The 24,505-nt window shown below is 72.0% G+C and carries 20 protein-coding genes; 12 read left to right on the top strand and 8 right to left on the bottom strand.

Translation table 11 applies throughout. The annotated features are described in order from the left end of the window. Positions 1–79: 79 nt before the first annotated feature. Positions 80–1,312 carry a hypothetical protein gene (locus tag OG570_RS27085; RefSeq protein WP_326952032.1) on the top strand — a complete coding sequence of 411 codons (1,233 nt, stop codon included), beginning with the start codon at positions 80–82 and terminating at the stop codon, positions 1,310–1,312. Between the two features lie 124 nt (positions 1,313–1,436). Next, positions 1,437–4,520: a glycosyl hydrolase 2 galactose-binding domain-containing protein gene (locus OG570_RS27080; protein WP_326952031.1), complete on the top strand. Its 3,084-nt coding sequence runs from the start codon at positions 1,437–1,439 to the stop codon at positions 4,518–4,520. A gap of 60 nt (positions 4,521–4,580) precedes the next feature. Here OG570_RS27080 and OG570_RS27075 read toward each other — a convergent pair whose 3' ends face one another. Then, positions 4,581–5,966, bottom strand: a complete 1,386-nt coding sequence (locus OG570_RS27075; RefSeq protein ID WP_442788330.1) for a carboxylesterase/lipase family protein — start codon at positions 5,964–5,966, stop codon at positions 4,581–4,583. A gap of 34 nt (positions 5,967–6,000) precedes the next feature. Between OG570_RS27075 and OG570_RS27070 the strand changes: the two genes are divergently transcribed. Beyond that, positions 6,001–6,486 (top strand): hypothetical protein, encoded by a 486-nt coding sequence (locus OG570_RS27070; RefSeq protein WP_326952029.1) that lies wholly within the window; start codon positions 6,001–6,003, stop codon positions 6,484–6,486. Here OG570_RS27070 and OG570_RS27065 read toward each other — a convergent pair. Then, the gene (locus tag OG570_RS27065) at positions 6,483–8,060 is read right to left on the bottom strand and encodes a beta-N-acetylhexosaminidase (RefSeq protein WP_326952028.1); all 1,578 of its coding nucleotides are present in this window, start codon (positions 8,058–8,060) and stop codon (positions 6,483–6,485) included. The two genes, OG570_RS27070 and OG570_RS27065, sit on opposite strands and share 4 nt — an antisense overlap. A gap of 139 nt (positions 8,061–8,199) precedes the next feature. Here OG570_RS27065 and OG570_RS27060 point away from each other — a divergent pair, with 139 nt between their 5' ends. Further along, a complete protein-coding gene (locus tag OG570_RS27060) occupies positions 8,200–10,083 on the top strand; it encodes a Na+/H+ antiporter (protein ID WP_326951216.1) in 1,884 nt (627 codons plus the stop codon). Between the two features lie 10 nt (positions 10,084–10,093). After that, a complete protein-coding gene (locus OG570_RS27055) occupies positions 10,094–10,780 on the top strand; it encodes a histidine phosphatase family protein (protein ID WP_326952027.1) in 687 nt (228 codons plus the stop codon). Here the strand turns inward: OG570_RS27055 and OG570_RS27050 are convergent. Together OG570_RS27050 and OG570_RS27045 are read right to left on the bottom strand one after the other, a co-directional pair. Beyond that, entirely contained in the window at positions 10,764–11,507 is a 744-nt protein-coding gene (locus OG570_RS27050) for an ABC transporter permease (protein ID WP_247064430.1), read from the bottom strand. The genes OG570_RS27055 and OG570_RS27050 overlap by 17 nt on opposite strands. 17 nt (positions 11,508–11,524) lie before the next feature. Continuing rightward, entirely contained in the window at positions 11,525–12,025 is a 501-nt protein-coding gene (locus OG570_RS27045) for an MmpS family transport accessory protein (RefSeq protein WP_326952026.1), read from the bottom strand. 190 nt (positions 12,026–12,215) lie between these two features. Here OG570_RS27045 and OG570_RS27040 point away from each other — a divergent pair, with 190 nt between their 5' ends. Next, positions 12,216–12,647: a YybH family protein gene (locus OG570_RS27040; protein WP_326952025.1), complete on the top strand. Its 432-nt coding sequence runs from the start codon at positions 12,216–12,218 to the stop codon at positions 12,645–12,647. Positions 12,648–12,860: 213 nt separating this feature from the next. Here the strand turns inward: OG570_RS27040 and OG570_RS27035 are convergent, their stop codons facing one another. Then, positions 12,861–13,283, bottom strand: coding sequence for an NUDIX hydrolase (locus OG570_RS27035; RefSeq protein ID WP_326952024.1), 423 nt, complete (start codon positions 13,281–13,283; stop codon positions 12,861–12,863). Positions 13,284–13,292: 9 nt separating this feature from the next. On the opposite strand from OG570_RS27035, the gene OG570_RS27030 reads away from it, so the two are divergent. The 4 genes from OG570_RS27030 to OG570_RS27015 all read left to right on the top strand — a co-directional run bounded on the left by OG570_RS27030 (position 13,293) and on the right by OG570_RS27015 (position 16,982). After that, a complete protein-coding gene (locus tag OG570_RS27030; protein ID WP_326952023.1) occupies positions 13,293–14,006 on the top strand; it encodes a helix-turn-helix domain-containing protein in 714 nt (237 codons plus the stop codon). 104 nt (positions 14,007–14,110) lie between these two features. Next, positions 14,111–15,088, top strand: coding sequence for a LacI family DNA-binding transcriptional regulator (locus OG570_RS27025; protein ID WP_326952022.1), 978 nt, complete (start codon positions 14,111–14,113; stop codon positions 15,086–15,088). 604 nt (positions 15,089–15,692) lie between these two features. After that, a complete protein-coding gene (locus tag OG570_RS27020) occupies positions 15,693–16,274 on the top strand; it encodes a DNA-binding protein (protein ID WP_247054136.1) in 582 nt (193 codons plus the stop codon). Positions 16,275–16,325: 51 nt separating this feature from the next. After that, entirely contained in the window at positions 16,326–16,982 is a 657-nt protein-coding gene (locus OG570_RS27015) for an RES family NAD+ phosphorylase (RefSeq protein ID WP_326951223.1), read from the top strand. Between the two features lie 13 nt (positions 16,983–16,995). Here OG570_RS27015 and OG570_RS27010 read toward each other — a convergent pair whose 3' ends face one another. Genes OG570_RS27010 through OG570_RS27000 form a run of 3 tightly spaced genes read right to left on the bottom strand, consistent with a single transcriptional unit; the run spans position 16,996 to position 20,347 of the window. Further along, positions 16,996–17,328, bottom strand: coding sequence for a hypothetical protein (locus OG570_RS27010; RefSeq protein ID WP_247054140.1), 333 nt, complete (start codon positions 17,326–17,328; stop codon positions 16,996–16,998). A gap of 48 nt (positions 17,329–17,376) precedes the next feature. Next, positions 17,377–19,332 carry a S9 family peptidase gene (locus tag OG570_RS27005; protein ID WP_326952021.1) on the bottom strand — a complete coding sequence of 652 codons (1,956 nt, stop codon included), beginning with the start codon at positions 19,330–19,332 and terminating at the stop codon, positions 17,377–17,379. Positions 19,333–19,384: 52 nt separating this feature from the next. Beyond that, positions 19,385–20,347 carry a TerC family protein gene (locus OG570_RS27000; RefSeq protein ID WP_326952020.1) on the bottom strand — a complete coding sequence of 321 codons (963 nt, stop codon included), beginning with the start codon at positions 20,345–20,347 and terminating at the stop codon, positions 19,385–19,387. Positions 20,348–20,662: 315 nt separating this feature from the next. Here OG570_RS27000 and OG570_RS26995 point away from each other — a divergent pair, with 315 nt between their 5' ends. After that, entirely contained in the window at positions 20,663–23,524 is a 2,862-nt protein-coding gene (locus OG570_RS26995; RefSeq protein ID WP_326952019.1) for an alpha/beta fold hydrolase, read from the top strand. Beyond that, entirely contained in the window at positions 23,521–24,453 is a 933-nt protein-coding gene (locus tag OG570_RS26990; protein WP_326952018.1) for an ABC transporter permease, read from the top strand. Before OG570_RS26995 ends, OG570_RS26990 begins: the two co-directional genes overlap by 4 nt. Positions 24,454–24,505: the final 52 nt, after the last annotated feature.

Below are 24,505 nucleotides of genomic sequence, written 5' to 3'. Positions count from 1 at the left end.
GAAGCCGAGCGGACCGGATCGACGGCAGTCGCCGAAACCCGTCCCGCGCAGCACCCCGTCGTGCTAAAACAGTGCGGCGATGGGAAAACTGACGCGCCGCGCGCGGGCGAAGGCGGACTACTTCGGCTTCATCGGCGCCCGGGAATGGCCGCTCGCCGCGTCCGGGCTCGGGGTGCTGCTCGGCGTCGTCACCATTCTGCCCAGTGCCGTCGGCGTCGTGCTGTCGGTCGTCGCGCTCGCGCTCGGCGTCACCACCTTCACCCGGGACGTCCGGCTGCTGCGCCGCCGCTGGGCCGGGTTCGAGTTCACCGCGATCGCCGCACCCTTCCCCATCGATGACCTGCCGCCGCCCGCCGCCTATCCGCCGTCGGAGTACCTCGCCGTGCCCGCGCGCGGGACCGCGCTGGTCAGCGCCGCGATCGACCGGGACCTCTGGGCGGGGCAGCACACGATCACCGTCGCGGAGGAGCCCTACCGGCTGCCGCCCGCGCTGAAGGCGACCGCGCCGCACGTGCTTCCGCTGCGCGCCCGGGGGCGGTTGCTCTTCAACGGCCCGGTCGTCGGCATGCACGGCGATCCGCTGCCCGCCGCCGGCTCGCGGCCCGCGCCGATCCGGCTGCACCGCGCGCGGTTCTTCGACGCCGTCTGCTCGAACGAGCTCGGCACGCTGCGCATCACCCGCGGCGAGACCGGCGAGGAGTACGACCTGCGCAAGGCCGAGCTCACCGACTCCGCGGGCGCGCTGCGGACGTTGAGCAGCAGCGCGCTGACGGACCTGGTCGGCGTCTCCACGGTCGCCTTCACCACCGACGGCAAGCTCGTCACCGTCCGGCAGTCGTCGCTCAACGCCGCGAGCGGGCTGCTGCTGGCGCCCTCGGGCAGCGGCTCGCTCGAACCCCGTGACCTGCGGACGCCGGCCGGCGAGCCCAGGCCGCTGCTGCACGACGCCGTCCGCGCGGGCATGGAACGCGAGCTGTGCGAGGAAAGCGGCCTCAAGCCCGAAGACCTCCGCGAGACCCGGCTCGTCGGCTTCGCGCGCTGGATGGAACGCGGGGCGAAGCCGGAGTTCTTCGGGCTGACCGAGCTGGACGTCGACAGCGCGGACGTCGCCGGACGCCGGCCGGTCAGCGGCGAACGGCTCTACAGCGCCGGGTTGACGCTCTTCGACGTCGATCTCGCGGTGGTCGGCGCCGCGCTGGCCGGCGGTGTTCCGCTGAGCGAGGCACTCCCGCGGCGGATCTGGGAAGACGGCTCGCTGCCGCTCCTGCTGGCCCTGCGCGCGGCGGCCGCGTGGCACGCGGCGCGGAGCTGACCAACCGGACGAACACCCCTGTTCCCGGAGTGACCGGACCGCTACTATCGTCCGCAATTGTTAGGAAAGTTACCTAACGATGGTCACCGTCCCTCGCCGCCGTGGTGCCTAGGAGGCGCAGCTAGTGAGTCATCGGCAAAGAACAACCTTACGGCTGCTGGCGGCGGTCACGCTGGCCGTCGCGCTGGGCGGGGCGGCCGTTCCGGCGGCCAGCGGGCAGGTGGCGGCGAAAGCCACCGTCGCCGCGGCCGGCCCGGCCACCGCGGTCCCCGGTTTCCTGATCCAGACCTCGGCCCAGGTCAGCGACGACTCGGCGGTGTCGAAGCCCGGCTTCAACACCGCCGGATGGTACCCGGTCGGCCCGCGCTCGACGGTCTACGCCGGGCTGCTGGCCAACGGCAAGTACGCCGACCCGTTCTACTCGACGAACATGAAGAACGTGCCGGCCGCGGACTTCAAGGTCCCGTGGTGGTACCGCACCGACCTCACCGTCACCGACACCACCCAGCGCACCTACCTCGACTTCAGCGGCGTGCTGTCGAAGGCCGACGTCTGGGTCAACGGGACGAAGATCGCGGACAAAGCGCAGGTCAACGGCGCCTACACGCGGCAGGACCTGGACATCACCGCGCAGGTGAAGGCCGGCACGAACAGCGTCGCGTTCAAGGTCTACCCGAACGACCCGGACAAGGACCTGTCGATGGGCTGGATCGACTGGGCGCAGACCCCGCCGGACCAGAACATGGGCATCGTGCGCGACGTCCTGGTCCGCCGCAGCGGGCCGGTCGCGCTGCGCGGCGGCCACGTCGTGACGAAGCTGACCGGGACGACCCACGCCGACCTCACGGTCAAGGCCGACGTCCGCAACGACTCGGCGGCCGCGGTCTCGGCGACCGTGTCCGGCACGGTCGCCGGCAAGGCGATCAGCCAGACGGTTTCCCTGGCGGCCAAGGAAAAGAAGACCGTCACCTTCCCGGTCGCCGGGATCGACAACCCGCATGTGTGGTGGCCGGCCGGGATGGGCGGGCAGCCGCTCTACGACCTCGACCTCAGCGCGAACGTCGGCGGCGCGGCGTCGGACACCTCCCACGAGAGCTTCGGCGTGCGCGAGGTGAAGTCGACGGTCAACTCCGCCGGCGGCCGGGCGTACACGATCAACGGGCGCCCGCTGCTGATCAAGGGCGGCGGCTACTCGCCGGACCTGTTCCTGCGCTGGAACGCGCAGTACGCGGCGGACAAGCTGGCCTACGTCAAGGACCTCGGGCTCAACACCGTGCGCCTGGAAGGGCACATCGAGCCGGACGAGTTCTTCGACCTCGCCGACCGGATGGGCGTGCTGACGCTGCCCGGCTGGGAGTGCTGCGACAAGTGGGAGGGCCAGGTCAACGGCAGCGAGAAGGGTGACCCCTGGACCGCCGCCGACTACCCGATCGCCAAGGCGTCGATGACCGCGGAGGCCGAGCGGCTGCGCGATCACCCGAGCGTCATCTCGTTCCTGATCGGCAGCGACTTCGCCCCCGACGCGACGATCGAGAAGAACTACCTCGACGCGCTGAAGGCCGCGGACTGGGCCACCCCGATCGTCCCGGCCGCGTCGGCGAAGTCGTCGCCGCAGCTCGGCGCGTCCGGCATGAAGATGAACGGGCCGTACGACTACGTCCCGCCGAACTACTGGTACGACAAGGCGCACACCGACCTCGGCGGGGCGTTCGGCTTCAACTCCGAAACCAGCGCCGGGCCGGACATCCCGACGATGGACACGCTCAAGCGGATGATGTCGTCGAGCGAGCTGGACACGTTGTGGAAGAGCCCGTCGACCGCGCAGTACCACCGGTCGTCGTCCTCGACGTTCGCCAACCTGAAGCTCTACGGCGACGCGCTGACCGGCCGCTACGGCAAGCCGGCGAGCCTGGACGACTTCGTCCGCAAGGCGCAGCTGGCGCAGTACGAGAACGTCCGCGCCGAGTTCGAGTCGCACTCGCGCAACTTCAGCGACAGTTCGAACCCGTCGACCGGGATCATCTACTGGATGCTCAACAGCGGCTGGACGTCGCTGCACTGGCAGCTGTTCGACGCCTACCTCGACCAGAACGGCTCGTACTTCGGGGCCAAAAAGGCGAACGAGCCGCTGCACATCCAGTACTCCTACGACAACAAGTCCGTCGTGGTGGTCAACCACAACCACGACGCGGCGGCGAACCTGACCGCGTCGGTCAAGCTGTACAACCTCGACGGGACGGAGAAGTTCACCCAGTCCAAGACCGGTCTCTCGGTCGGCGGTGACGGCGCCAAGACCACCGCGCTGACCATCCCCGCGGTGAGCGGCCTGTCGACGACGTACCTGGCGAAGCTCGTCCTGACCGACCCGGCGGGCAAGGAGGTCAGCCGCAACGTCTACTGGCTGTCCACCAAGACCGACACGCTCGACTGGGACAACAGCGACTGGTACTACACGCCGACGACGTCGTACGCCGACCTGACCGGGCTGAACAGCCTGGGCCAGGTCGCGGTCGACACCACCGCGAACTCGGCGGCGAACTCCGACGGCACCACGACCACCAAGGTGACGCTGAAGAACAGCTCCACCGGCAAGCTGCCGGCGTTCTTCGTCGACGCGCACGTCCTCGGCGCGGCGGGCGCACCGGTGCTGCCGGTGACGTGGACCGACAACCAGGTCAGCCTCTGGCCCGGCGAGTCGGCCACGCTCACCGCGACGTACCGGACCGCGGACCTCAAGGGCGCGACGCCGTCCGTGCGGGTCGCGGGCTGGAACACCGGCACGAAGACGGTCCCCGCGAACGGCACCACCGATCCGGGCACCCCCGGCACCCCGGCTGACTACCAGGCCGAGGACGCCACGATCACCAGCGGTGTCGCGGAGTCGAACCACGCCGGGTTCACCGGCAGCGGGTTCGTCAACTACGACAACGCGACCGGCAGCGCGGTGGAGTTCTCCGTCGACGCGGCCGCCGCCGGCCCCGCCGACGTCGTCCTGCGGTACGCCAACGGCACCACGGTGAACCGCCCGATGGACGTCTCGGTGAACGGCACGAAGGTGGCGTCCGCGCTGGCCTTCGGCGGCACCGGGAACTGGGACACCTGGCAGACGGTCACAGTCCACGTGACGCTGACCGCCGGGCCGAACAAGATCAAGACGACCGCGACGACCGCCAACGGCGGCCCGAACGTCGACAAGATCACCGTCTAGCCCAAGTCCGTGAAGGACTCCTTACCGGCTCTTAGCGCCGGTAAGGAGTCCTTCACGGCTTTACAAGGTGTCCCAGAGCAGGCGCTGGGCGCGGTCCGGGTCGGAGACCGTGGTGCTGACGTCGTCGAAGAGGCGCGTGATGCGCTCGGACGGCGTGTAGCGCGGCCAGCCCGGGTCGCCCGTGGTGATGAAGCGGACCCAAGCGCTCGACATCTCCGTCGCCAGTGCCTGCAGGCGCTCGGTGGGGCGGGGGCGGCCGGCGAAGAGGAAACGCCAGTTCCTGTTGCCGATGTCGTCGAACACCAACGGCAGGTCCAGGCCGTGCGGCGCGCCCAGGCCGCGGCCGCGGGGCGCGATCCGCCAGTCGAGGCGGTACATCCAGGCGTCGCGCTGCTTCTCGGCGAACCGGATCGCCGGGATCCACCAGTCCCCCGCCGTCAGCGCCCGGTTGCGGACCTGCTCGTCCGGCCAGTCGAGCAGCTCGGTGTACGCCGCGACGGCCTTGTCGATCTCGGCGGGCCCCAGCATCGTCGAGCCGGCGCCGAGGAGCTTCGCGCCGCCCGACTGCAGCCAGCTGAACAGGTCTTCCTCGTCGGCCGTCGTCCCGATGAGCAGCGGGACTTCGCGGACGCCGTCGAGCGGGCGCGAAGGCAGCAGGTCGCCGTCGACGACCACGCGGTAGGTGACCTTGGTGCCCGACGCGGCCGAGACCCGTTGCTGCGCCTGGAGAATCCGCGTCACCGGCAACGCCGCCAGCTCCGCAGCCGAGACGTCCAGCTCCTTCAGGACCGCCGACGCGATCGCCGCGCCCTCGGCCGCGGTGTGCACCACCGCGCCGACGCCGGTGCCGCTCTGCACGATCGCCCGCCGGACCAGGCCGCGCGTGGCGGGCACGGCCAGCAGCGTCCCGACCGTGCGGCCGCCGTTGGACTGCCCGGCCAGCGTCACCCGCGCCGGGTCGCCGCCGAACGCGGAGACGTTGTCGCGCACCCATTCCAGCGCGGCGACCTGGTCGCGCAGCGAAAGGTTCGCGTCGGCGACGCCGGGCAGGTGCAGCATGCCGAGGACGCCGAGCCGGTAGGCGACGGTCACGACGACCACCCCACGACGGGCCAGCGCCGACCCGTCGAACTGGTGCGGCGCGCCCATCACGCCGCCACCGCCGTGGATCCACACCAGCACCGGGTACGGGCCGGGCTCCGCCGGCGCGTAGACGTTGACGTAGAGGCAGTCCTCGTCGCCGGTGAAGCCCCGCCCGGTCAGCTCGGGCTGCGGCGCCCGCGGGGCCCACCGGGTCGCGTCGCGGACGTCGGACCAGGGCGGCGCCGGCCGCGGTGCGCGGAACCGCAGCGCCCCCACCGGCGGCTCGGCGTACGGCACGCCGAGGAACGTCCTGACCCCGTCCCGCGCGGAGCCGCGCACCGCGCCGCCCGCGATCTCTGCCATCGTCACGAAGCCAGCCTAGGCGGACAATGCCCGCATGGTGATCCGCGTCCTGTCGGTCGTCCTGCTCCTCGCCCTCACCGCGTTCGGCGCGGCCGCGGTCGTGACGGGCATCGCGGAACAGCACGCCGCCGACACCGCGTACCTCGCCGACTTCTCGCGGCCCGGCGCCGAGTGCGGTGCCGGCGAAGCGCACTTCGACGAGTACGACGGCCTGGTGCTGGCGTGTATGCCGCGCGGCGGCTCCTCGGTGCGCTACCCCGGGTTCAGCGAAGCCCAGAACCAAGCCGTCGAAACGCTCGCGAAGGACCTGGGCGCCGACTCGCTCTCGACGGTCGACCGGGCCCGCATCCAGCAGCGCGTCGACGAGTTCGCCGCGACCGTGCCGGCCGCCGCCCGCCCGCACTACGACGAGGGCGTTTCACTCGGCCCGGTGTGGGGCGCCGGGCTGGCCTGGGCGGGCGGCGCGGCGGCCCTGCTCGGAGTGCTCGGCCTGTACTTCCGCCTGCGCCGCCGCGGCTAGGAACCGGCCGGCCAGGGCACCTGCGGGGACTTGTAGTACTTGAGCCCCAGCAGTTTCCAGAGTGGTCCCTGAGCGGCGAGCCGCTTCGAGAACGCCGTCCAGTCGTGCGTGCCCTGCGGCGACCAGCCGAGCTCGGCGATCGCCGCGAGCCGCGGGAAGGCCAGGTACTCGACGTCCGCGCTCGTCGTGACCGTCTCCGTCCACAGTGGAGCTTCGACGCCCGTGACGGCGGACTCGGCGACGCCGGACAGGTACGCGCCGGGGTTCCAGTCGTAGGCCTTCTTGACCTCGACGAGCCCGGCCCAGTCCTGCCCGATCGGCGAGCTCGACGTGTACTTCATGTCGAGGTAGGCGTGGTTCGCCGGGGACAGCACGAGCTTCGTCCCGTTCCTGGCCGCCGTCGCCACCGCGCTGTTGCTCGTGGTGGTGTCCCAGAACTGCGCGACCGTGCCGGCCGCCGGGGTCGCGTTGACGACGTCGTGCCAGGCCAGCGCACTCTTGCCGTGTGACGCCGTGATCTGCTGGACGCGGTTCATGAACGTCTTGTAGTCGGCCGGTTTCGTCGACTGCGCCTCGTCCCCGCCGATGTGCAGGTACTTCCCCGGGGTAAGCGCGGCCAGCTGGCCGATGACGGCGTCGAGGAACGTGTACGTGATCTCCTTCGACGTGCACAGCGAGCTGAACCCGACGTCGGTGCCGGTGTAGAGCGGGCGTGCCTTGCCGTCGCAGTTCAGCTCGGCGTAGGAGGCCAGCGCGGCGTTCATGTGGCCCGGCATGTCGATCTCCGGCACGACCGTGATGTACCGCGCCTGCGCGTAGGCGACGATCGCGGCGTAGTCGGCCTGCGTGTAGTAGCCGCCCGGCCCACCGCCGGTCTGGGTGCTGCCGCCGTAGGTCGCCAGCCGCTCCCAGCCGTTGATCACGATCCGCCAGCCCTGGTCGTCGGCCAGGTGCAGGTGCAAGGTGTTCACCTTGTAGCGGGCGAGCTGGTCGACGTACCGCTCGACCTGCGCGACGGAGAAGAAGTGCCGGGCGACGTCGAGCATCGCGCCGCGGTAGCCGAACCGCGGCTGGTCGGTGATCCGGCCGCCGGCCAGCACCCACGGCCCGGCCGTCACGGTGCTGCCCTGCGCGGCGGGCGGGAGCAGCTGCAGCAGCGTCTGGACGCCGGCGAACAGACCCGCGGCCTGCCGGGCCCGCACGACCACGCCCGACGCCGTGACGTCGAGCTGGTAGCCCTGGTCACCGACCGAATCCGGCGCGCCCGAGAGCAGCAGCCGGACGCCGTCGGTGCCCGACGGCGGCGTGTGCACCGGGATCGCGTAGCCGGTCGACCGGCGCAGGGTCGTCGCGAGCTGGTCCCCGATCGCGGCGACGTCGGCGGAGATCGCGACGCCGGAACCGAGTGTGTAGCTCACCCCGCTCGCCGGGACGGCGCTCGCGGGCGCCGGGACGACGCTGGTGAACGGGACGGGCGCGGCCGAGGCGGTGGCCACCCCGCCGGCCAGTGCCGCGGCCGTCAGCGCGGCCACCAGGCCGAGCCGCAGCAGACGTCGTGCTTGCGAAACCGCCATCAAAACCCTCCATGATCGGACGAAACGGATCAAGCAGGGCTTCAGGAGCCGGCGGCGTCCACTCGCTGAGCCAGGGAGGATTCAACCAGAACCGACCCGCGCGGCACACCGCCACGGCGGTCCGGGTGATGATTACCCCGTGCACATCGCGGCAGAGATAGTGGCCCTGGTCGTGACCGTCCTCGTCGTCAGCGCGCTCGCGCGGCGGCTGGACTGGTCCGCACCCCTGTGCCTGATCGTCGTCGGCGTCGGCGCGTCCTACGTGCCGGGCGTGCCCGAGTACCACCTGGACCCCGAGGTCGTGCTCCTCGGCCTGCTCCCGCCGCTGCTGTACTCGGCGGCCATCCAGACGTCCCTCGTGGACTTCCGGAAGAACCGCGGCGCGATCGGGCTGATGTCGGTCGGGCTGGTCGTGTTCACCGCCTTCGGCGTCGGGCTGGTCGCCTGGGCCGTGGTCCCCGACCTGCCGCTGGCCGGCGCGATCGCGCTCGGGGCGATCGTCGCGCCGCCGGACGCGGTCGCCGCCAGCGTCGTCGCCCGCCGCGTCGGCATGCCCCGCAAGCTGATCCGGCTGCTGGAGGGCGAGAGCCTGTTCAACGACGCGGCCGCGCTGGTCGCGCTGCGCACGGCCATCGCCGCGCTGGCCGGCTCGGTCAGCATCTGGCAGGTCGGCGCCGACTTCCTGCGCGCGGCCATCGGCGGGATCGTGGTCGGGCTGGTCATCGGGTTCGTGGCCGCGTTCATCCGCGCGCGGATGAACGAAGCGGTGCTCGACACCGCGCTGTCGTTCGCGGTGCCGTTCATCGCCTACATCCCGGCCGAGGCGATCCACGGGTCCGGGGTGCTCGCGGTGGTCGTCGCCGGGCTGATCCTCGGGCACAAGGCCCCGAAGATCCTCTCCGGCTCGGCGCGCCTGGCCAGCAGGCTGAACTGGCAGACCATCGCGTTCCTGCTGGAGAACATGGTCTTCCTGCTGATCGGCCTGCAGCTGCGGCGGATCCTGTCCGAGGTCAGCGAAACCGGGTTGTCGCTCGGGTTGCTGACCTGGATCTGCGTCGCGGTGCTCGGCGCGACGATCGCCACGCGGATGCTGTGGATGCTCGGGATCGGCACCGTGAAACGGCTGGAACGGCGGCTCATCCCGAAGCGGCAGCAGGCGAAGATCTGGCCGTGGCGCTACTCGGCGGTGATCTCCTGGGCGGGCATGCGCGGGGTCGTGACGCTCGCCGCCGCGTTCGTGCTGCCCGCCGACACCCCGCAGCGGGCCGTGCTGGTGCTCGCGGCGTTCGTCGTCGTGGCCGGCACGCTCGCCGTGCAGGGCATGACGCTGCCGCCGCTGATCCGGCGGCTGCGCCTGCCCCGGCCGGACCCGGCGGAGGACGCGCTGCAGGAGGCGTCCGTGCTGCACGACATGACCACCGCGGCCCTGCTGAAGCTCGAGGAGATCCAGCAGCCCGACGACCCGCCCGAGATCATCCAGCGCATCCGCGACCGGCTGCAGAACCGGTCCGACTCGGCGTGGGAGCAGCTGGGCCGGCAGAGCGTGCTGGCCGAGACGCCCAGTGACGCCTACCGCCGGCTGCGGATCCAGCTCCTCGAGGTCGAACGCGACCAGTTCCTGAAGGCCCGTGCCGCCGGCAGCGCCGACGACGACGTCCTGCGGAAGGTCCTGGAGCGCCTCGACATCGAGGAGTCCATGCTCGACCGCGCCGAGGAGGAACCCGAGGTCGAGGGCCGCGAGCTGCGCACCCCGGCCGCGACGGCCGGCTCGTGCAAGCACCTGGCCCACGAGTGGGTCGACAAGGACCCCAGCTCGCCGGACACCTGCGCGGCCTGCGTCGAGGAGGGGACGACCTGGGTGCACCTGCGGATGTGCCTCAAGTGCGGCAACGTCGCGTGCTGCGACTCCTCGCCGCGCCGCCACGCGACCCGCCACTTCCACGAGAGCCGGCACCCCGTGATGCGCAGCTTCGAGCCGGGCGAGACGTGGCGATGGTGTTTCGTGGACAAACAGCTCGGCTAGGGTCGGGGCCATGAGCACGCCCGAGCAGGAGATCGAGTACCGGCAGCACCGGTTCACCCCGCCGTCCGGCGCCACCGAGATCTTCCTGGTCCGGCACGGCGAATCCGCGCCGGCCCGGGCCAGCGCCCCGTTCGACCTGGTCGACGGCCAGGCCGACCCGGACCTCGCGCCGGAGGGCCGCGACCACGCCCGGCGCGTCGGCGACCGGCTGGCCGGTGAGCGCATCGACGCGATCTACGTGACGACGCTGCGCCGCACGGTGCAGACCGCCGCGCCGCTGGCCGAGAAGCTGGGGCTCACCCCGGTCGTCGAGCCGGAGCTGCGCGAGATCCACCTCGGCGACTGGGAGAACGGCCTCTTCCGGAAGTACACGACCGACGGCCACCCGATCGTCGACCGGCTGTGGGCCGAGCAGCGCTGGGACGTCATCCCCGGCGCGGAGTCCGACGAGGCGTTCGGCGCCCGGCTGCGCGACGCGCTCACCCGCATCGCCGCCGCCCACCCCGACCAGCGCGTCGCGGTCTTCACCCACGGCGGCGTGATCGGCGAGGTGTTCGCCCAGGCCGGCCGCTCGGTCGAGCGGTTCGCCTACCTCGGCGCGGACAACGGCTCGATCTCGCACCTGGTGCTGCACGGCGACAACTGGATCGTGCGGCGCTTCAACGACACCGCGCACCTCGCTAACCCGCTCGGCTGAGCTTCCCCGCCGCGACGCACTGCACGGTCACCAGGATCGCCACGGCCTCCGCGGCCAGCAGCCCGATCAGGACGAGCACCTGCGTCGTGCCCGCCTGAATCGGGCCCGCGCCGCCGAGCAGGACACCGACGTACGCGCCGGGCAGCGTCACCAGGCCGACCGTGCGCGTCTGGTCCAGGGCCGGGATCAACGCGTGCCCGGCCGACGGGCGGCAGATCTCCAGGGCGGCCGGGCGGGGCATGAAGCCGAGGGCGAGGGCGGCTTCGTACTCGCCGTGGCGGGCCTCGAGTTCATCGAGGGCCCGGCGGGCGGCCTGCGACGTCGCCGTCATCGCGCCGCCGATGACGATGCCGGCGATCGGCACGACGGCGATCGGCCGCAGCGGGACGACCCCGGCGCCGAGGACCAGGGCGAGCACGGGCGCGACGCCGGCCGCGATCGCGAGGGCCGTCCAAGGGAGGTTCGCCCAGCCGCCGGCGCGGCGCGCGGACGTCGCCGCCGCGATGCCGAACATGAGCAGCACGAACAGGCCGGTCAGCGGGTTCGAGCGCAGGATCGCGGTGATCACCAGCGACACGAGGGCCAGCTGGGCGACCGCGCGGACGGCGGCGATCAGCACCGCCCGCCCCTGGCCCAGCTCACCCCAGCGGACGATGGCGGCCCCGGCCGCGGTGAGCAGGACCAGCACCGCCACCAGGGCGGGCCCGAAGGTGATCACACCGCCGATCCTGCCTTACGCGGCCTTCAGACGGCGCAGCTGAACTGGCGTCCCGGCGCGCTCACGGCCTTGTCGGCGAGCACGACGCCGTCGACGACGATCCGGCAGCGCAGCTCGCCGGGGCCGGGGTTCTGGGCGGCGATGCTGTAGAACTCGGTGCGATCGGCCGGGCCGACGCGGGTGAAGGTGGTCGACCACGGCGTGGCGACCTCGGTCTGCTGAGCCAGCGTCGACCCCGCGGCCGAGTAGGTGACGTTGCGGGCGCCGTTCGCGCCGAGCAGCTCGTAGACGACGGAGTGGGTCACGGTGCGGACCGCGGCCGGCGCGACGGGAGCGGCGACGGGCTCGTCCCGCACCGGGCCGCCGCCGGACCGCGGCACCACGTACGACGTCACCACGAAGGCCAGGGCGAGCACCCCGAGAACGACGACGACGTTGCCCACGGGCCGGCAGCGGCCGCGGTCCCGCTCGGCGGGCTTCGCGTGCTTCGCAGGCTTCACGGGCTGGGTCACGATGGGAACACTCATGGAGAGGTCTTCTCTCGTCGAGCGCACTTCCGTCGAGTACGTCGTCTACATCTCGCCGTGACCTAACTCCGCGTTAACGCCTGGTCGGCAAGAAGTCCAACTTTCACCCAATCGGGTGTGCCGTGGACCTCACATTCCCACGGGCTGCGTCGTCGTTATCAGTGAAGGTCCACAACCGAAGGGGACGACGATGACGGCAACGGCACACGACGCGATCCGGCAGCAGGTCGGCAAGATCGTCGAGGGGATCCACGCCAAGGATCTCGACGCGCTGAGGCGGATCTACGCGGCGGACGTCGTGTCGTTCGACGTCGAGCCACCGCTGCAACACGTCGGGGTCGAGGCGAAGCTGAAGAACTGGGCGAGAGCGTTCACGTTCTTCGCAGAGGTGGCGTACGAAGTACGCGACCTGACACTCACGGTGGGTGACGAAGTGGCGTTCGGCCACTGCTTCGGCCGACTCAGCGGCACCCTGGGCGACGGAACGGCGACGAACGGAATGTGGGTCCGGGCGACGTTCGGCTTCCGCAAGATCGAGGAAGACTGGCTGATAGTCCACGACCAGGCATCGGTGCCATTCGACATGCCAAGCGGCCGCGGCGTCGTAGACCTGGAACCGTGAGCCGCGTGGTCGATCTACCAGCCCGGCCCTGGGTCTGCATCCACAACACCCGGCGCGCGGACGGGCACACGAAACGACCACGGCATCGCCGACCTGCAGCCGAGAGCCGCGCGATCAACCCACCAACCCGGCTCCGGCGAACATCCGCAGCACCCGCCGGCGGACACACAAACGACCCACGGCACCCTCGACCTGCAGCCGAGAGCCGTGTCGTCAATCCACCAGCCCGGCTTCAGCGAGCATCCGCAGCACCCGCTGACCGGCGGGCGGGCACACCGGCGCGTCCGCCGTGCTCAGCCAGGCCGCCTCCGCGATCTCCCGCGACGGCGCCGGCTCGCCCTCGTGCGCGGCCGTGTAGCAGGTCATCCGCACCAGGCGGCCGTCGGCGAACCCGTCGGCCTGCTCCTCCAGCGCGGCGAAGAACCGGAAGCTGAGCGGGTCGAGCGTGATCCCGAGCTCCTCGCGGATCTCGCGGCACAACCCCGCGACGTCGCCTTCGCCCGGCTCACGCTTGCCGCCGGGCAGGTAGAACTTCGTCTTTCCGGTGGTGCGGACCGACAACAGCCGCCGGTCGCGGACGTGGATCCAGGCCAGCGAGTCGATGGGCGGCGCGAAATTGTCGGACCCCAGGTGCATGATCGGAGTATGTACGAAGAGGTCGCGCCACCCCCGCCGCTGCGGGGCGTCGCCCGCTGCGTGTGGCGGTCGGCCGCCTCGGCGCCGAAGCGGATCGTGCCCGACGGCTGCCTGGACCTGGTCGTCGGCGCGAGCGGGGTGTTCGTCGCGGGCCCGGACACCCGGGCCTGGTCGTCGGTGACCGTGCCCGGCGAGGTCATGCACGGCGTGCGGTTCACCCCGGGTCGCGCGGCGGCGGTGCTCGGCGTGGCCGCCGACGAGCTGCGCGACCACCGCGTCCCCCTGCGCGAGCTGTGGGGCCACGAGGGCGAGCTGCTGACCGAACAGCTGCTCTCGGGCGCCCTCTCCCCGACGGCCGCGATCGCCACCCGGTTGCCGGACGTTCCACCGCCCGACCCCGCGGTGGCGGCGCTGGTCGCCCGGCTGGACGCCGGAGCCACCCGGGTCGCGGAGGCCGCCGGTCAGGTCGGCGTCGCCGAACGCCGGCTGCGGCGGCGCTTCGTCCAGGCGATCGGCTACGGGCCGGCCACCTACCTGCGGGTGAGCCGGTTCCAGCGCGCGGTCTCGCTGGCGATGCGGGCGCCGGGGCTGGCCGCGCTGGCCGCCGCCGCGGGGTACGCCGACCAGGCCCACCTCAGCCGGGACGTCCGGGCCCTGACCGGCCTGACCCCGCGCGCCTACTTCGCCGGGCGGTCCACTGTGGACGAGGTCCGTTCGGCCTAACGGCGCGGGGTGTCCGGCCCGGATCGGTGAGCGGACGGTGAACGACCACCGGGAGCGCTATCCTCCCCCTCGAAGTGTGACCAGGGCTTCGATCGGGAGGGCGTGTGGCCACCATCAGTGACGTCGCGGCGAGGGCCGGCGTCTCCACGGCGACCGTGTCGCGCGCGCTCAACGGCAAGTCCACAGTGGACCCGACGCTGGCCGCGCGGGTGCAGGAAGCCGCCACCGAGCTGGGCTATCACCCCAACGGGCTGGCCCGGAACCTGCGCCGTCAGGAGACGGCGGTGCTCGCGCTGATCATCTCCGACGTCGAGAACCCGTTCTTCACGGCGATCGCGCGCGGTGTCGAGGACCTCGCGCAGCGGTCCGGGTACTCGGTGGTGCTCTGCAACTCCGACGAGAACGAGGACAAGGAGCGGCGCTACATCGAGGTCGCGCTGCAGGAGCGGGTCGCCGGGGTGGTGCTGTCCCCCACCGGCCGGTCGACGAACGTCGAGGGCCTGCACCGCCAGGGCACGCCGCTGGTGGCGGTCGACCGGCCGCTGCCGGAAGCGGCGGGCGACCAGGTGCTGGTCGACACGCGCCACGCGGCGGCGGAGGCGACCCGGCACCTGCTGGCGGGCGGCTACGACCGCATCGGTTGTCTGACCGGCCCCGCGGGCGTCCGCACGGCCGACGACCGCCTGGCGGGCTACGCCGACGTCGTCGGCGAGGAGAACGCCGTGTTCCGGCGGGCGGAGTACCGCGCGGAAGGCGCCCGCTTGGCGGCGCTGGAGCTGCTGGACGAGCCATCCCCGCCGGACGCGCTCCTGGTCGCGAACAGCACGATGGCGATCGGGGTCCTGGAGGCCCTGTCGTCCCGCGGCCTGCGTTCGGGCCGCGACATCGGCATCGTCTCGTTCGACGACGCCCCGTGGACAACCCTGATCGACCCACCCCTAACGGTGGTCGCCCAACCGGCGTACGAGGTAGGCCGGGTAGCGGCACAGCTGCTGCTGGCCCGGATCTCGGACAGCACCCGCGACACGACGACGACCACGCTGGAAGCACGCTTGATCGAGCGGAAGAGCTCCCGCCGCTGACGCGCACAACTCGCATCCGAAAGACCGCCTCGCACACCTGACGCCGCCACCCGGCGGATCGGCTCGCGCGCTCAGCGGTCGGCTCACGCAACCAGACGGTCGACCCGTGCACTCTGGAGGTCGGCTCGCGCACCCACACGGTCGGGTCGCGTACCTGGAAAGTCGGCTCGCGTACCCAGACAGTCGGCTCGCGTGCCTGGAGCGTCGGGTCGCGTAGCCGGGGGCTCAGGGTGGCGGGCGTTTCGGCGTGAACTGGCGTGAAGCTGGACCGGGGACAGACGTGCCTGGGGGGCCGGCTCGTGCCAGGCCCCCCAGGCACGCCCCACCCCCTGTGTCCCCCATGACCGGCGCCAACTCGCCGGATCCTGTGAGCACGGAGCGGAAATCGTTTACTCACACGGAACCTAAGTCGGCGGAGGCGGGGTGTCAAGCGCATGGGCGACTGGACAACCTCGCCCGATGCGGGCAGACTTTGCGGAAGTTGCCTACTCAACGTGTTGGATGATGTGCGTAAAGTGTCGATCTCTGGTGAATTCGCCCACAGATAGGGCACGAACCCGCACGAACCCGCACAGCCGCGCTGTTTCGGGTTAACCTGAGCGGCATGTCTGTAGCGCTGGAGAACATCCTCGCCAAGGCGGGTCTGAAGGTCGACGCGAACGAGTTCCTCACGCTCGTCGAAGACGCCGCGCGCAGGCTTTCCCCACCGAATCCCGATCCCTCGCACTACTTCTCGGCCGATCAGCGCGCCGCGCTCACCGATGTCGGCCTGGATCTCTCGCCGCGGCGGGAAGAGGAACCGGACTTCCGGGCGCGCACCGTCGCCGCCCACGCCGTGCTCGCCGAAGGCGCCCTGAGTGTCAACGAAGCGGCGAAGACCCTCGGGGTCGACGACAGCCGCATCCGGCACCGTCTCAAGGAAGGCCGGCTGACCGGCTGGAAGGACAGCGGCTGGCGGCTCCCGGCGTGGCAGTTCGCCGGCTCGGGGGTGCTACCCGGTCTCGAGGTCGTGCTCAAGGCCCTGCCCGAGGACCAGCCCGCGCTCGTCGTCGCCGCGTTCATGAGCACTCCCCAACCCGATCTGGTGATCAACGACCACCCGGCGACCCCGCGCCAGTGGCTCCTCTCGGGTGGTGACCCGGAGCACGTCGCGCGCCTCATCGCCACGCTCGGCTCGCCGTTCTAGGCTGGACCTCCCCGAGCAAGATCACCGACAAGGACGGACCACCCCCGACCCATGGCCCGGCTACCGCTGCCGCCCGCCCGATCCGTCCTGGTCCGGCAGCTGAATCGCGCCAGTGACGTGGTGACGGTCCAGCCCGCGACCAGGCTGGTGCGGATCTTCACGGCGCACGGCAACCACCCCCAGCAGTGGAACTCGTTCCGCTACACCGGCCCGCTCCCGCACGGCCGGTTCGACCAGCAGTCGCCCGGCCGCGGCGGCGCGCCGGTCACCGACCCCGCCAACGGGGTGCTCTACTTCGGCCTCACCGTGCGCACGTCGATCGCCGAGGTCTACCAGACCAGCTCGACGGTCGACCGCCGCACCCGCGGCCCCCGGCTGGTCGTGGTCCGCCCGACCCGCACGCTGCGCCTGCTCGACCTGACCGGCCTGTGGCCGACCCGCGTCGGCGCGTCGCAGGAGATCTCGAGCGGGCCGAAGAAGCTGACGCAGGCCTGGGCCCGGGCGATCCGCGCGGCCTTCAGCGACCTCGACGGCCTCTGGTACCGCTCCTCGATGGACTCCGGCGATCCCGCGATCTGCCTGTGGGACCCGCCGGCGGGCGCGGCGCTGCCGATCGCGCCGGACGTCCTGCTGCCGCTCGACCACCCGGGCCTGGACGTCCCGCTGGGGCGCGTCTGCGAAGAGCTGAACTACACGCTGCTGAACTGAGCGCCGGGCCCGCTCAGCCGAGCGTGCCCCGCGGGCAGACGAACCCGACGATCTCCGACGCGATCAGCCCGGCCTGCTCGGCCGGGTCGGCGTCGAGGATCGCGCGCGTCTCCGCCTCCGACGTCCGGAAGAACGCCACCCCGGTCACCGGCAGCGCGGCCGACGGCTCCGGGATCGCGCCCGCGAGCCGCAGCGACCCGGCCGCCTGCTGCTGCCGGGCGGCCGCGAGGTGGCGGGCCCGCAGTTCACGAGCCATCTCCTCGGAGATCTCGTCGGCGCGGGGTCCCTTGCGGAACAGCACCATGCGCCAGGTCTCCAGCTCGAAGTCCACCTCGGGCAGCGTCATGGGTACGAAGATTCGCAGGCGGCCGGGGCCGGGACAAGACCGGTGCGATTACAGGTGCCGCGCCCACCACTCGAGGATCGCCTCGAACCGCTGGACGCGGTGACGCGGCCGGCCGGAGCGGGACAGCTCGTGGCCTTCGCCGGGGAACAGCAGGAACTCCGCGTCCGCGCCGGCGCGCCGCAGCGCGACGAACATCCGCTGCGCCTGCTCCAGCGGGCAGCGCCAGTCCTCCTCGGAGTGCACCACCGCGAACGGGATGCGGATCTTGTCCGCGTAGCTGAGCGGGCTGCGGTCGCGCTGCACCTCGGGGTCGGCACCGATGTAGGAGTCGACGAACGTGTAGCCGATGTCGGAGCTGCCGGCCATCGAGTCCCACGCGTTGACCGCGCGCTCGCTCCACGCGGCGCGGAACCGCTCGCCGTGGTGGGACGCCAGCCAGCTCGTCATGAACCCGCCGTACGAGCCGCCCATGATCCCGACGCGCGAGGCGTCCAGGTCCGGGCGCTCCAGCGCCTTGTCGAGCAGGGCCAGGACGTCGTCGGCGTCGACCGTGCCGAAGGCGTGGGTGATCGCGTGGCCGTGCTGCTGGCCGTAGCCCGCCGAACCACGCGGGTTGCCGAGCACCACCGCGTACCCGGCGGACGCGAACACCTGCGCCTCGTCGAACACCGCCCAGTCCTGCTGGGCGAACGGGCCGCCGTGCACCACGCGCAGCACCGGGTGCGGGCCCTCGCCTTCGGGCAGCACCAGCCAGCCGTGCACCGGGTAACCGTCCGGCGCGGTGGTCTCCAGCTCGAGGACCGGGCGGAGTCCCTTGTCCCGCAACGGCTTCGAGTAGTCGGTCAGCACCCGCGGGGCGACCGCGCCGAGTACCACGAGGTCACCCGAGGTCTCCAGGGTGGCGACGACCGCCGCGATCACCGGACCGTCCACAGTGAACGACCGGACCACGGAGCGGTCCGCGTAGACCACGGTCAGGTCCGCCAGCGGCGCGTCGACGGCGTCGAGCGGGACCGCGCGCAGCTCCACCGCGCCGCGGTTGCGGACGGCCACGAGCACGTCGCCGTCGCGCGGTACCGGCGGCCCGGCGGACGCCTCGCAGTCGACCGTCTCGATGTCGGTGAGCCGGCGGGCCTCCACCGGTCCGGCGCCGAACGCCGGTGTCGCGGCGTAAAGCCCCGTCGCCGCGGCTTCGCGGTGGTCCTCGAAGGACTGTCCGAAGTAGAACAACGTGCCGCCGGGGCCGAACACCGGACGCTCCGAGTACCCCTCGCCGCGCACGAGGACCTCGGGTTCGCCGCCCTCGGCGGAGATCGCGCAGATGTCGCGCACGTCGCTCTCGGCCGCGTCCCAGTCCGGCGCCGCGGTGAAGACGATCCGGCTGCCGTCCGGTGTCCACACCGGCTGGGCCGGTTCGAACTCGCCGGAGGTCAGCGGTTCCAGGGCCGGCTCGTCGCCCGCTTCGAAGGCCGCCACGGCGTCGACGGCGAACAGGCGCTGCACGCGGTCGCGGAGGAAGCCGATGTCGTCGATCCGGTAGTCCATGCGCGTGATCCGGCGCGGGGCCTCGGCCGCCGGCTCCGGCGTCTCGCCGTCGGCGTCTTCGGTTCCGTAGCGCCCGGCCTCGGGCACCCGCGCGACGAAGGCGACGCGCCGCGAGTCCGGGGCCCACACCGGCTCGCCGGCGCCGAGGTGCAGTGACGTGAGGCGCCGCGCGTCACCGCCGTCGGCGGGCATCAGGTGCAGCTGCGGGCGCCCGTCGGCCCCCTCGCCCTCCCCGGCGCGCAGGAACGCCACCCAGCGCCCGTCCGGGGAGATCGACGGCGCAGAGTCACGCGGACCGTGCGTCCACGCGGCCTCGCCGCCGTCGAACGACACGCGCCGCAGCGCGCTGTGCGCGGCGTTCGTCTTCAGGTCGGGGTTCTGGACGGCGGTCAGCAGCAGGTCTCCGCGCAGGGCGGGACGGCCGGGGACGACGAGGCTTTCGATGTCGGCAGGGCGCACCCGTCCGACGGTACCCGAATCCCTTAGCGGTGCGAACGACTTTCGTCGGTCGTCACGCGGTCACCTGTTTGCGCTCGTCGCGCCGCGCCTTCGCGAGGCTCGCCACCGTCGTGACGGTGAGGACGACGATGATCACGCCGAGGGAGATCCAGTTGTTGATGTCCAGCCAGTCCGGCACCACGTGGTACTCGTGCAGCGCGTGCAGGAACAGCTTCGCGCCGATGAACGCGAGGATCACCGCGAGGCCGTAGGTCAGGTAGACGAGCTTCGTCACCAGGCCGCCGAGCAGGAAGTACAGCTGCCGCAGGCCCATCAGCGCGAACGCGTTGGCGGTGAAGACGAGGAACGCCTCCTGCGTGATGCCGAAGATCGCCGGGATCGAGTCGACGGCGAACAGCAGGTCCGCGGAGCCGATGGCCACGATCACCAGCAGCATCGGCGTGATCATCCGCTTGCCGTTGATCTTCACGGTGTACTTGTGGTCGTGGTAGTCGTCGGTGACCGGGGCGATCTTGCGGACCTGCCGGGTCACGGCGTTCTCGTGGTACTCCTCGTCCTCGCCCTTGCCGCGCAGCATGCTGATCGCGGTCCAGACCAGGATCGCGCCGAAGAGGAAGAACACCCAGACGAACTGCTCGATCAACGCCGCGCCGACGGCGATGAACACACTGCGCATCGCCAGCGCCAGCAGGATCCCGACCAGCAGCACGCGGTGCTGGTGGATGGCGGGCACCTTGAACGACGCCATGATGATCATGAAGATGAACAGGTTGTCGACGCTCAGCGAGTACTCGGTGATGTACCCGGTGAAGAACTCGACACCCGGGTCGTGCCCGGCGAAGAACCACACGCCGGCGCCGAAGAGCACCGCGCAGGACACGTAGAAGACCACCCAGCGCGCGGCTTCACCCGTGGTGACCGCGTGCGGCTTGTGATCGACGATGACCAGGTCGAGCGCGATGAGCGCGAGCAGGCCACCGATCGTGGCGATCCACAGCCACAGGGGGACAGTCATGGAACCAGAACCTCCGGATAGCGCGCATGAGCAACTAACCGGAGGTCTCTTCCGCCGGTGCGAACACCGGCCGACGGTGCCGGGGGCGCATGGCCACCGTGCTGACGACACCGCCGCGAAGGAATACTCCCCTCACAGCGCGTCCAGTTTGCCGGTTCTCCCCGCCCGAGCGCCAGCCGGAATCGCGCACGTCACCAGGTTGGTCCTGTAATTCCGGTCACTTCGGTCCACCAGGTGGTCCCGAGCGTGTGATCAGCGTGTGATCGACGTGAGTTGCGGAGGGCACTCTCAGGAAACTTCACATACGGTCACCCCGTGCCCCGACTCCCGCTCCCGCGCTCCCGCCGCGGCCGCCTCACCGCGCTCGGCGCCGTCGTGGTGGTCCTGGCCGCCGCGACCGTCCTCTGGGCGACGCGCGACACGGCCCCGCCCGCGGTGCCCACCCAGGACGCGCTGATCGACATGCCCGCCGCGCCGGGTTCGGCCGACCAGGTCAAGATCGACACGACCACCTACCTGCCCGCCACCGTGCCCGCGCCCGCGGTGCTGCTCGCGCACGGCTTCGGCGGCGACAAGACCAGCGTCGCCGACGACGCCCGCGAACTCGCCCGGAAGGGCTTCGTCGTGATGACGTGGTCCGCGCGCGGGTTCGGCAAGAGCACCGGCAAGATCGGGCTGAACGACCCGGACGGCGAAGTCGCCGACGCGAGCCGGCTGATCGACCGGCTCGTCGCGCAGCACCAGGTGACCACGGACAGCAGCGGCGACCCGAAGATCGCCGTCACCGGCGCGTCCTACGGCGGCGCGCTGTCGCTGCTGCTGGCCGGCACGGACAAGCGCGTCGACGCGATCGCGCCGGTGATCACCTACAACGACCTCGGGCAGGCCCTCGTCCCGAACGCGGCCGCCCCGAAGGCACCGGCGGCGGGCACCCCGGCCGCCGGGGCGTTCGCGACCGACGGCGTGTTCAAGAAGAGCTGGGCCGGCATCTTCTTCTCCGCCGGCTCCGGCCCCGCCTCGAGCGGTGCGCCGTCCGCCGACGCGCCCGAAGCCGGGCAGGCGACCGACACCGGGTCTACCGGCGCGGCCGGCGCCGCTGCCGCCGTCCCGGCCGCGCCTTCGGGCGGGGGCGGGCCCCGCGCCGGGTCGGCCGACCCGTGCGGCCGGTTCACCGCCGCCGTCTGCAAGGCCTACACCGAGCTGGGCACCACCGGCGCGTCGAGCCAGGCGAGCCTCGATCTGCTGCGCCGCGTCTCCCCGGTGTCCGTGACGAGCAGGATCACCGTGCCGACGATGCTGGTGCAGGGCGAGAGCGACACCCTGTTCGGCCTCGACCAGGCCGACGCGACCGCCCGGCAGATCACCGCGGCGGGCGGCAAGGTCAAGACCGTCTGGTACACCGGCGGCCACGACGGTGGCAAGCCCGGGCCGCAGCTGCGCGGGAAGATCGGCGACTTCCTCTGGACCGCCGTCACCGGCGGCGACCCAGGCACCGGGTTCAGCTACGACGTCCAGGGCACGTTGCGCGCCAACGGAACGCCGTCGGTGCGCACGGTCAACGCCGCCGCCTACCCCGGCCTGACCGGCCCGGCCACCGAGCGGCGGCTGCTGCCGATGTCCGGCCCGGTCCAGCCGGTCGTGCGCCCGGCCGGGGCGAACCCCGCGGCGGTGAGCGGGATCCCCGGGCTCAACGGCCTCGCGAGCAGCACGTCGCGGCTCGGCGCGCTGTTCAGCAACGACCCGCCCGGCCAGGCCGCGCAGTTCACCACCGCGCCGGTCGACGGGCAGGTCGTCGTCAGCGGCGCCGCCACCGTGCGGCTGCAGGTCGCCGCGGACCCGGCGCAACCGCAGCCGGAAGCCGTGCTGTTCGCGAAGCTCTACGACGTCGGCCAGGACGGCTCGCGGGTGCTGCCGGCCAACGCGATCGCCCCGTTCCGGGTGAGCGGGCTGCCCGCCAACGGCAACCCGGTCGAGGTCACCGTGACGCTGCCGGGCATCGTCCGGCCGATCGAGGGCGGGCACTCGCTGCGGCTGGTCGTCGGTACCACCGACCAGGCGTTCGCCGCCCCGGCCGCGCCCGCGGTGTTCCGCGTCGCGCTCGCCGGCGGCGGCGCCGCGCTGGCCCTGCCGGTCGTGCCCGGGACGTCGGTCGGCACCCCGGCCCCGGTCGGGCAGATCGTCGGCATCGCCGTCACCCTGGCGATCGCCCTCGCCGCGGTGCTGTTCGCGGCCCTGCGCCGGCGCCGGGCGACCGACGTCGACCCGGAACTGGCCACCACGCCGCTGGTCATCGAGGGCCTGCGCAAGACGTACGCGGGCGGGTTCGTCGCCGTGAACGACCTGTCGTTCCGCGTCGAGCCGGGCCAGGTGCTGGGCCTGCTCGGGCCGAACGGCGCGGGCAAGACCACCACGCTGCGGATGCTGATGGGCCTGATCACGCCGACCGAAGGCAGCATCCGGGTGTTCGGCCACAAGATCACCGCCGGCGCGCCGGTGCTCTCGCGCATCGGCTCGTTCGTCGAGGGGTCCGGCTTCCTGCCGCACCTGTCCGGCCGCGAGAACCTCCGGCTGTACTGGGCGAGCACCGGGCGGCCGGCGGAGAAGGCGCACTTCGGCGAGGCGCTGGAGATCGCCGGGCTCGGCACCGCCGTCGACCGCCGGGTGCGGACCTACAGCCAGGGCATGCGGCAGCGGCTGGCGATCGCCCAGGCGATGCTCGGCCTGCCGGAGCTGATGGTGCTCGACGAGCCGACCAACGGGCTCGACCCGCCCCAGATCCACCAGATGCGCGAGGTGCTGCAGCGCTACGCCGCGACCGGGCGCACCGTGGTGGTGTCCAGCCACCTGCTGGCCGAGGTCGAGCAGACCTGCACGCACGTCGTGGTCATGCACCGCGGCGCGCTGGTCGCCTCGGGTGAGGTCGGCGAGCTGGCCGCGGCCGGCGGCGAGGCGACGTTCCGGGTCGACGACCCGGCCGCGGCCGCCGCGGCGCTGAAGGCGATCGCCGGGGTCAGCACGGTCGACGTCGAAGGCGATCTCGTGCACGCCGACCTCGACGGGCTGCCGCGGGCCGAAGCGGTCGCGGCCCTGGTCCGCGCCGGGGTCGCCGTGGAGCAGGCCGGGCCGCGGCGCCGGCTGGAAGACGCGTTCCTGCAACTGGTGGGAGACCAGTCGTGAACAGCTCGAACTCAGGGGTCCACACGGACCCGCACGCGCTGGACGAGCTGAGCGACCTCGCCTCGAGCGAACACGCCGGGGTCGGGCCGGACGGCGCCGTCGCGGGCTACTCCGCGCGGCGGACGCTCGGGCTCGGCGTCGAACTCCGGCGTCAGCTCAAGCGGCGGCGGACGCAATTGCTGCTCGGGTTCGTCGCGATCCTGCCGTTCATCCTGGTGATCGCGTTCGAGGCGGGGCAGTCGAACCCGAACCGGCGCAGCGGCGGGTTCGTCGACCTGGCCACGGCCAGCGCGCCGAACTTCGTGGTGCTGGCGCTGTTCGTGTCGGGCACGTTCCTGCTGCCGATGATCGTCGCGCTGTTCTTCGGCGACACCATCGCGAGCGAGGCGTCCTGGTCGAGCCTGAAGTACCTGCTGGCGATCCCGGTGCCGCGGCACCGGGTGCTGCGCCAGAAGGCGATCGTGTCCGGGCTGCTGTCGGCGGCGGCGCTGATCCTGCTGCCGCTGGTCTCGCTCGGGGTCGGCGTCATCTGGTACGGCGCGGGCGACGCGATCAGCCCGACCGGCGACGCGGTGTCCTTCGGCGACAGCCTGCTCGCCATCGCTCTGTCCACTGTGTACATCATCCTGCAGCTGGCCTGGGTGGCCGGGCTCGCGCTCGCGCTGAGCGTAACGACCGACGCCCCGCTCGGCGCGGTCGGCGGCGCCGTGCTGGTGGCGATCCTGTCGCAGATCCTCGACCAGATCACGGCGCTGGAAGGCCTGCGCAACTACCTGCCGACGCACTACGGGTTCTCCTGGATGGACCTGATCTCCACCGACGTCGACTGGACGAACCTGGCCGGCGGCCTGCTGTCGGCGACGATCTACGGCGCGGTGTTCTTCCTCTACGCGGGCCGCCGGTTCGCCACGAAGGACATCACCAGCTGAGGCGGCCCGGCCGGGCGGTTTCCGCTCGGCCGGGGTCGTCCCGGCGCGGTAC

It is taken from the genome of Amycolatopsis sp. NBC_01286, from assembly GCF_035982555.1.
Taxonomy (GTDB): Bacteria; Actinomycetota; Actinomycetes; order Mycobacteriales; family Pseudonocardiaceae; genus Amycolatopsis.
This window is presented reverse-complemented; position numbering and strand designations above follow the sequence as displayed.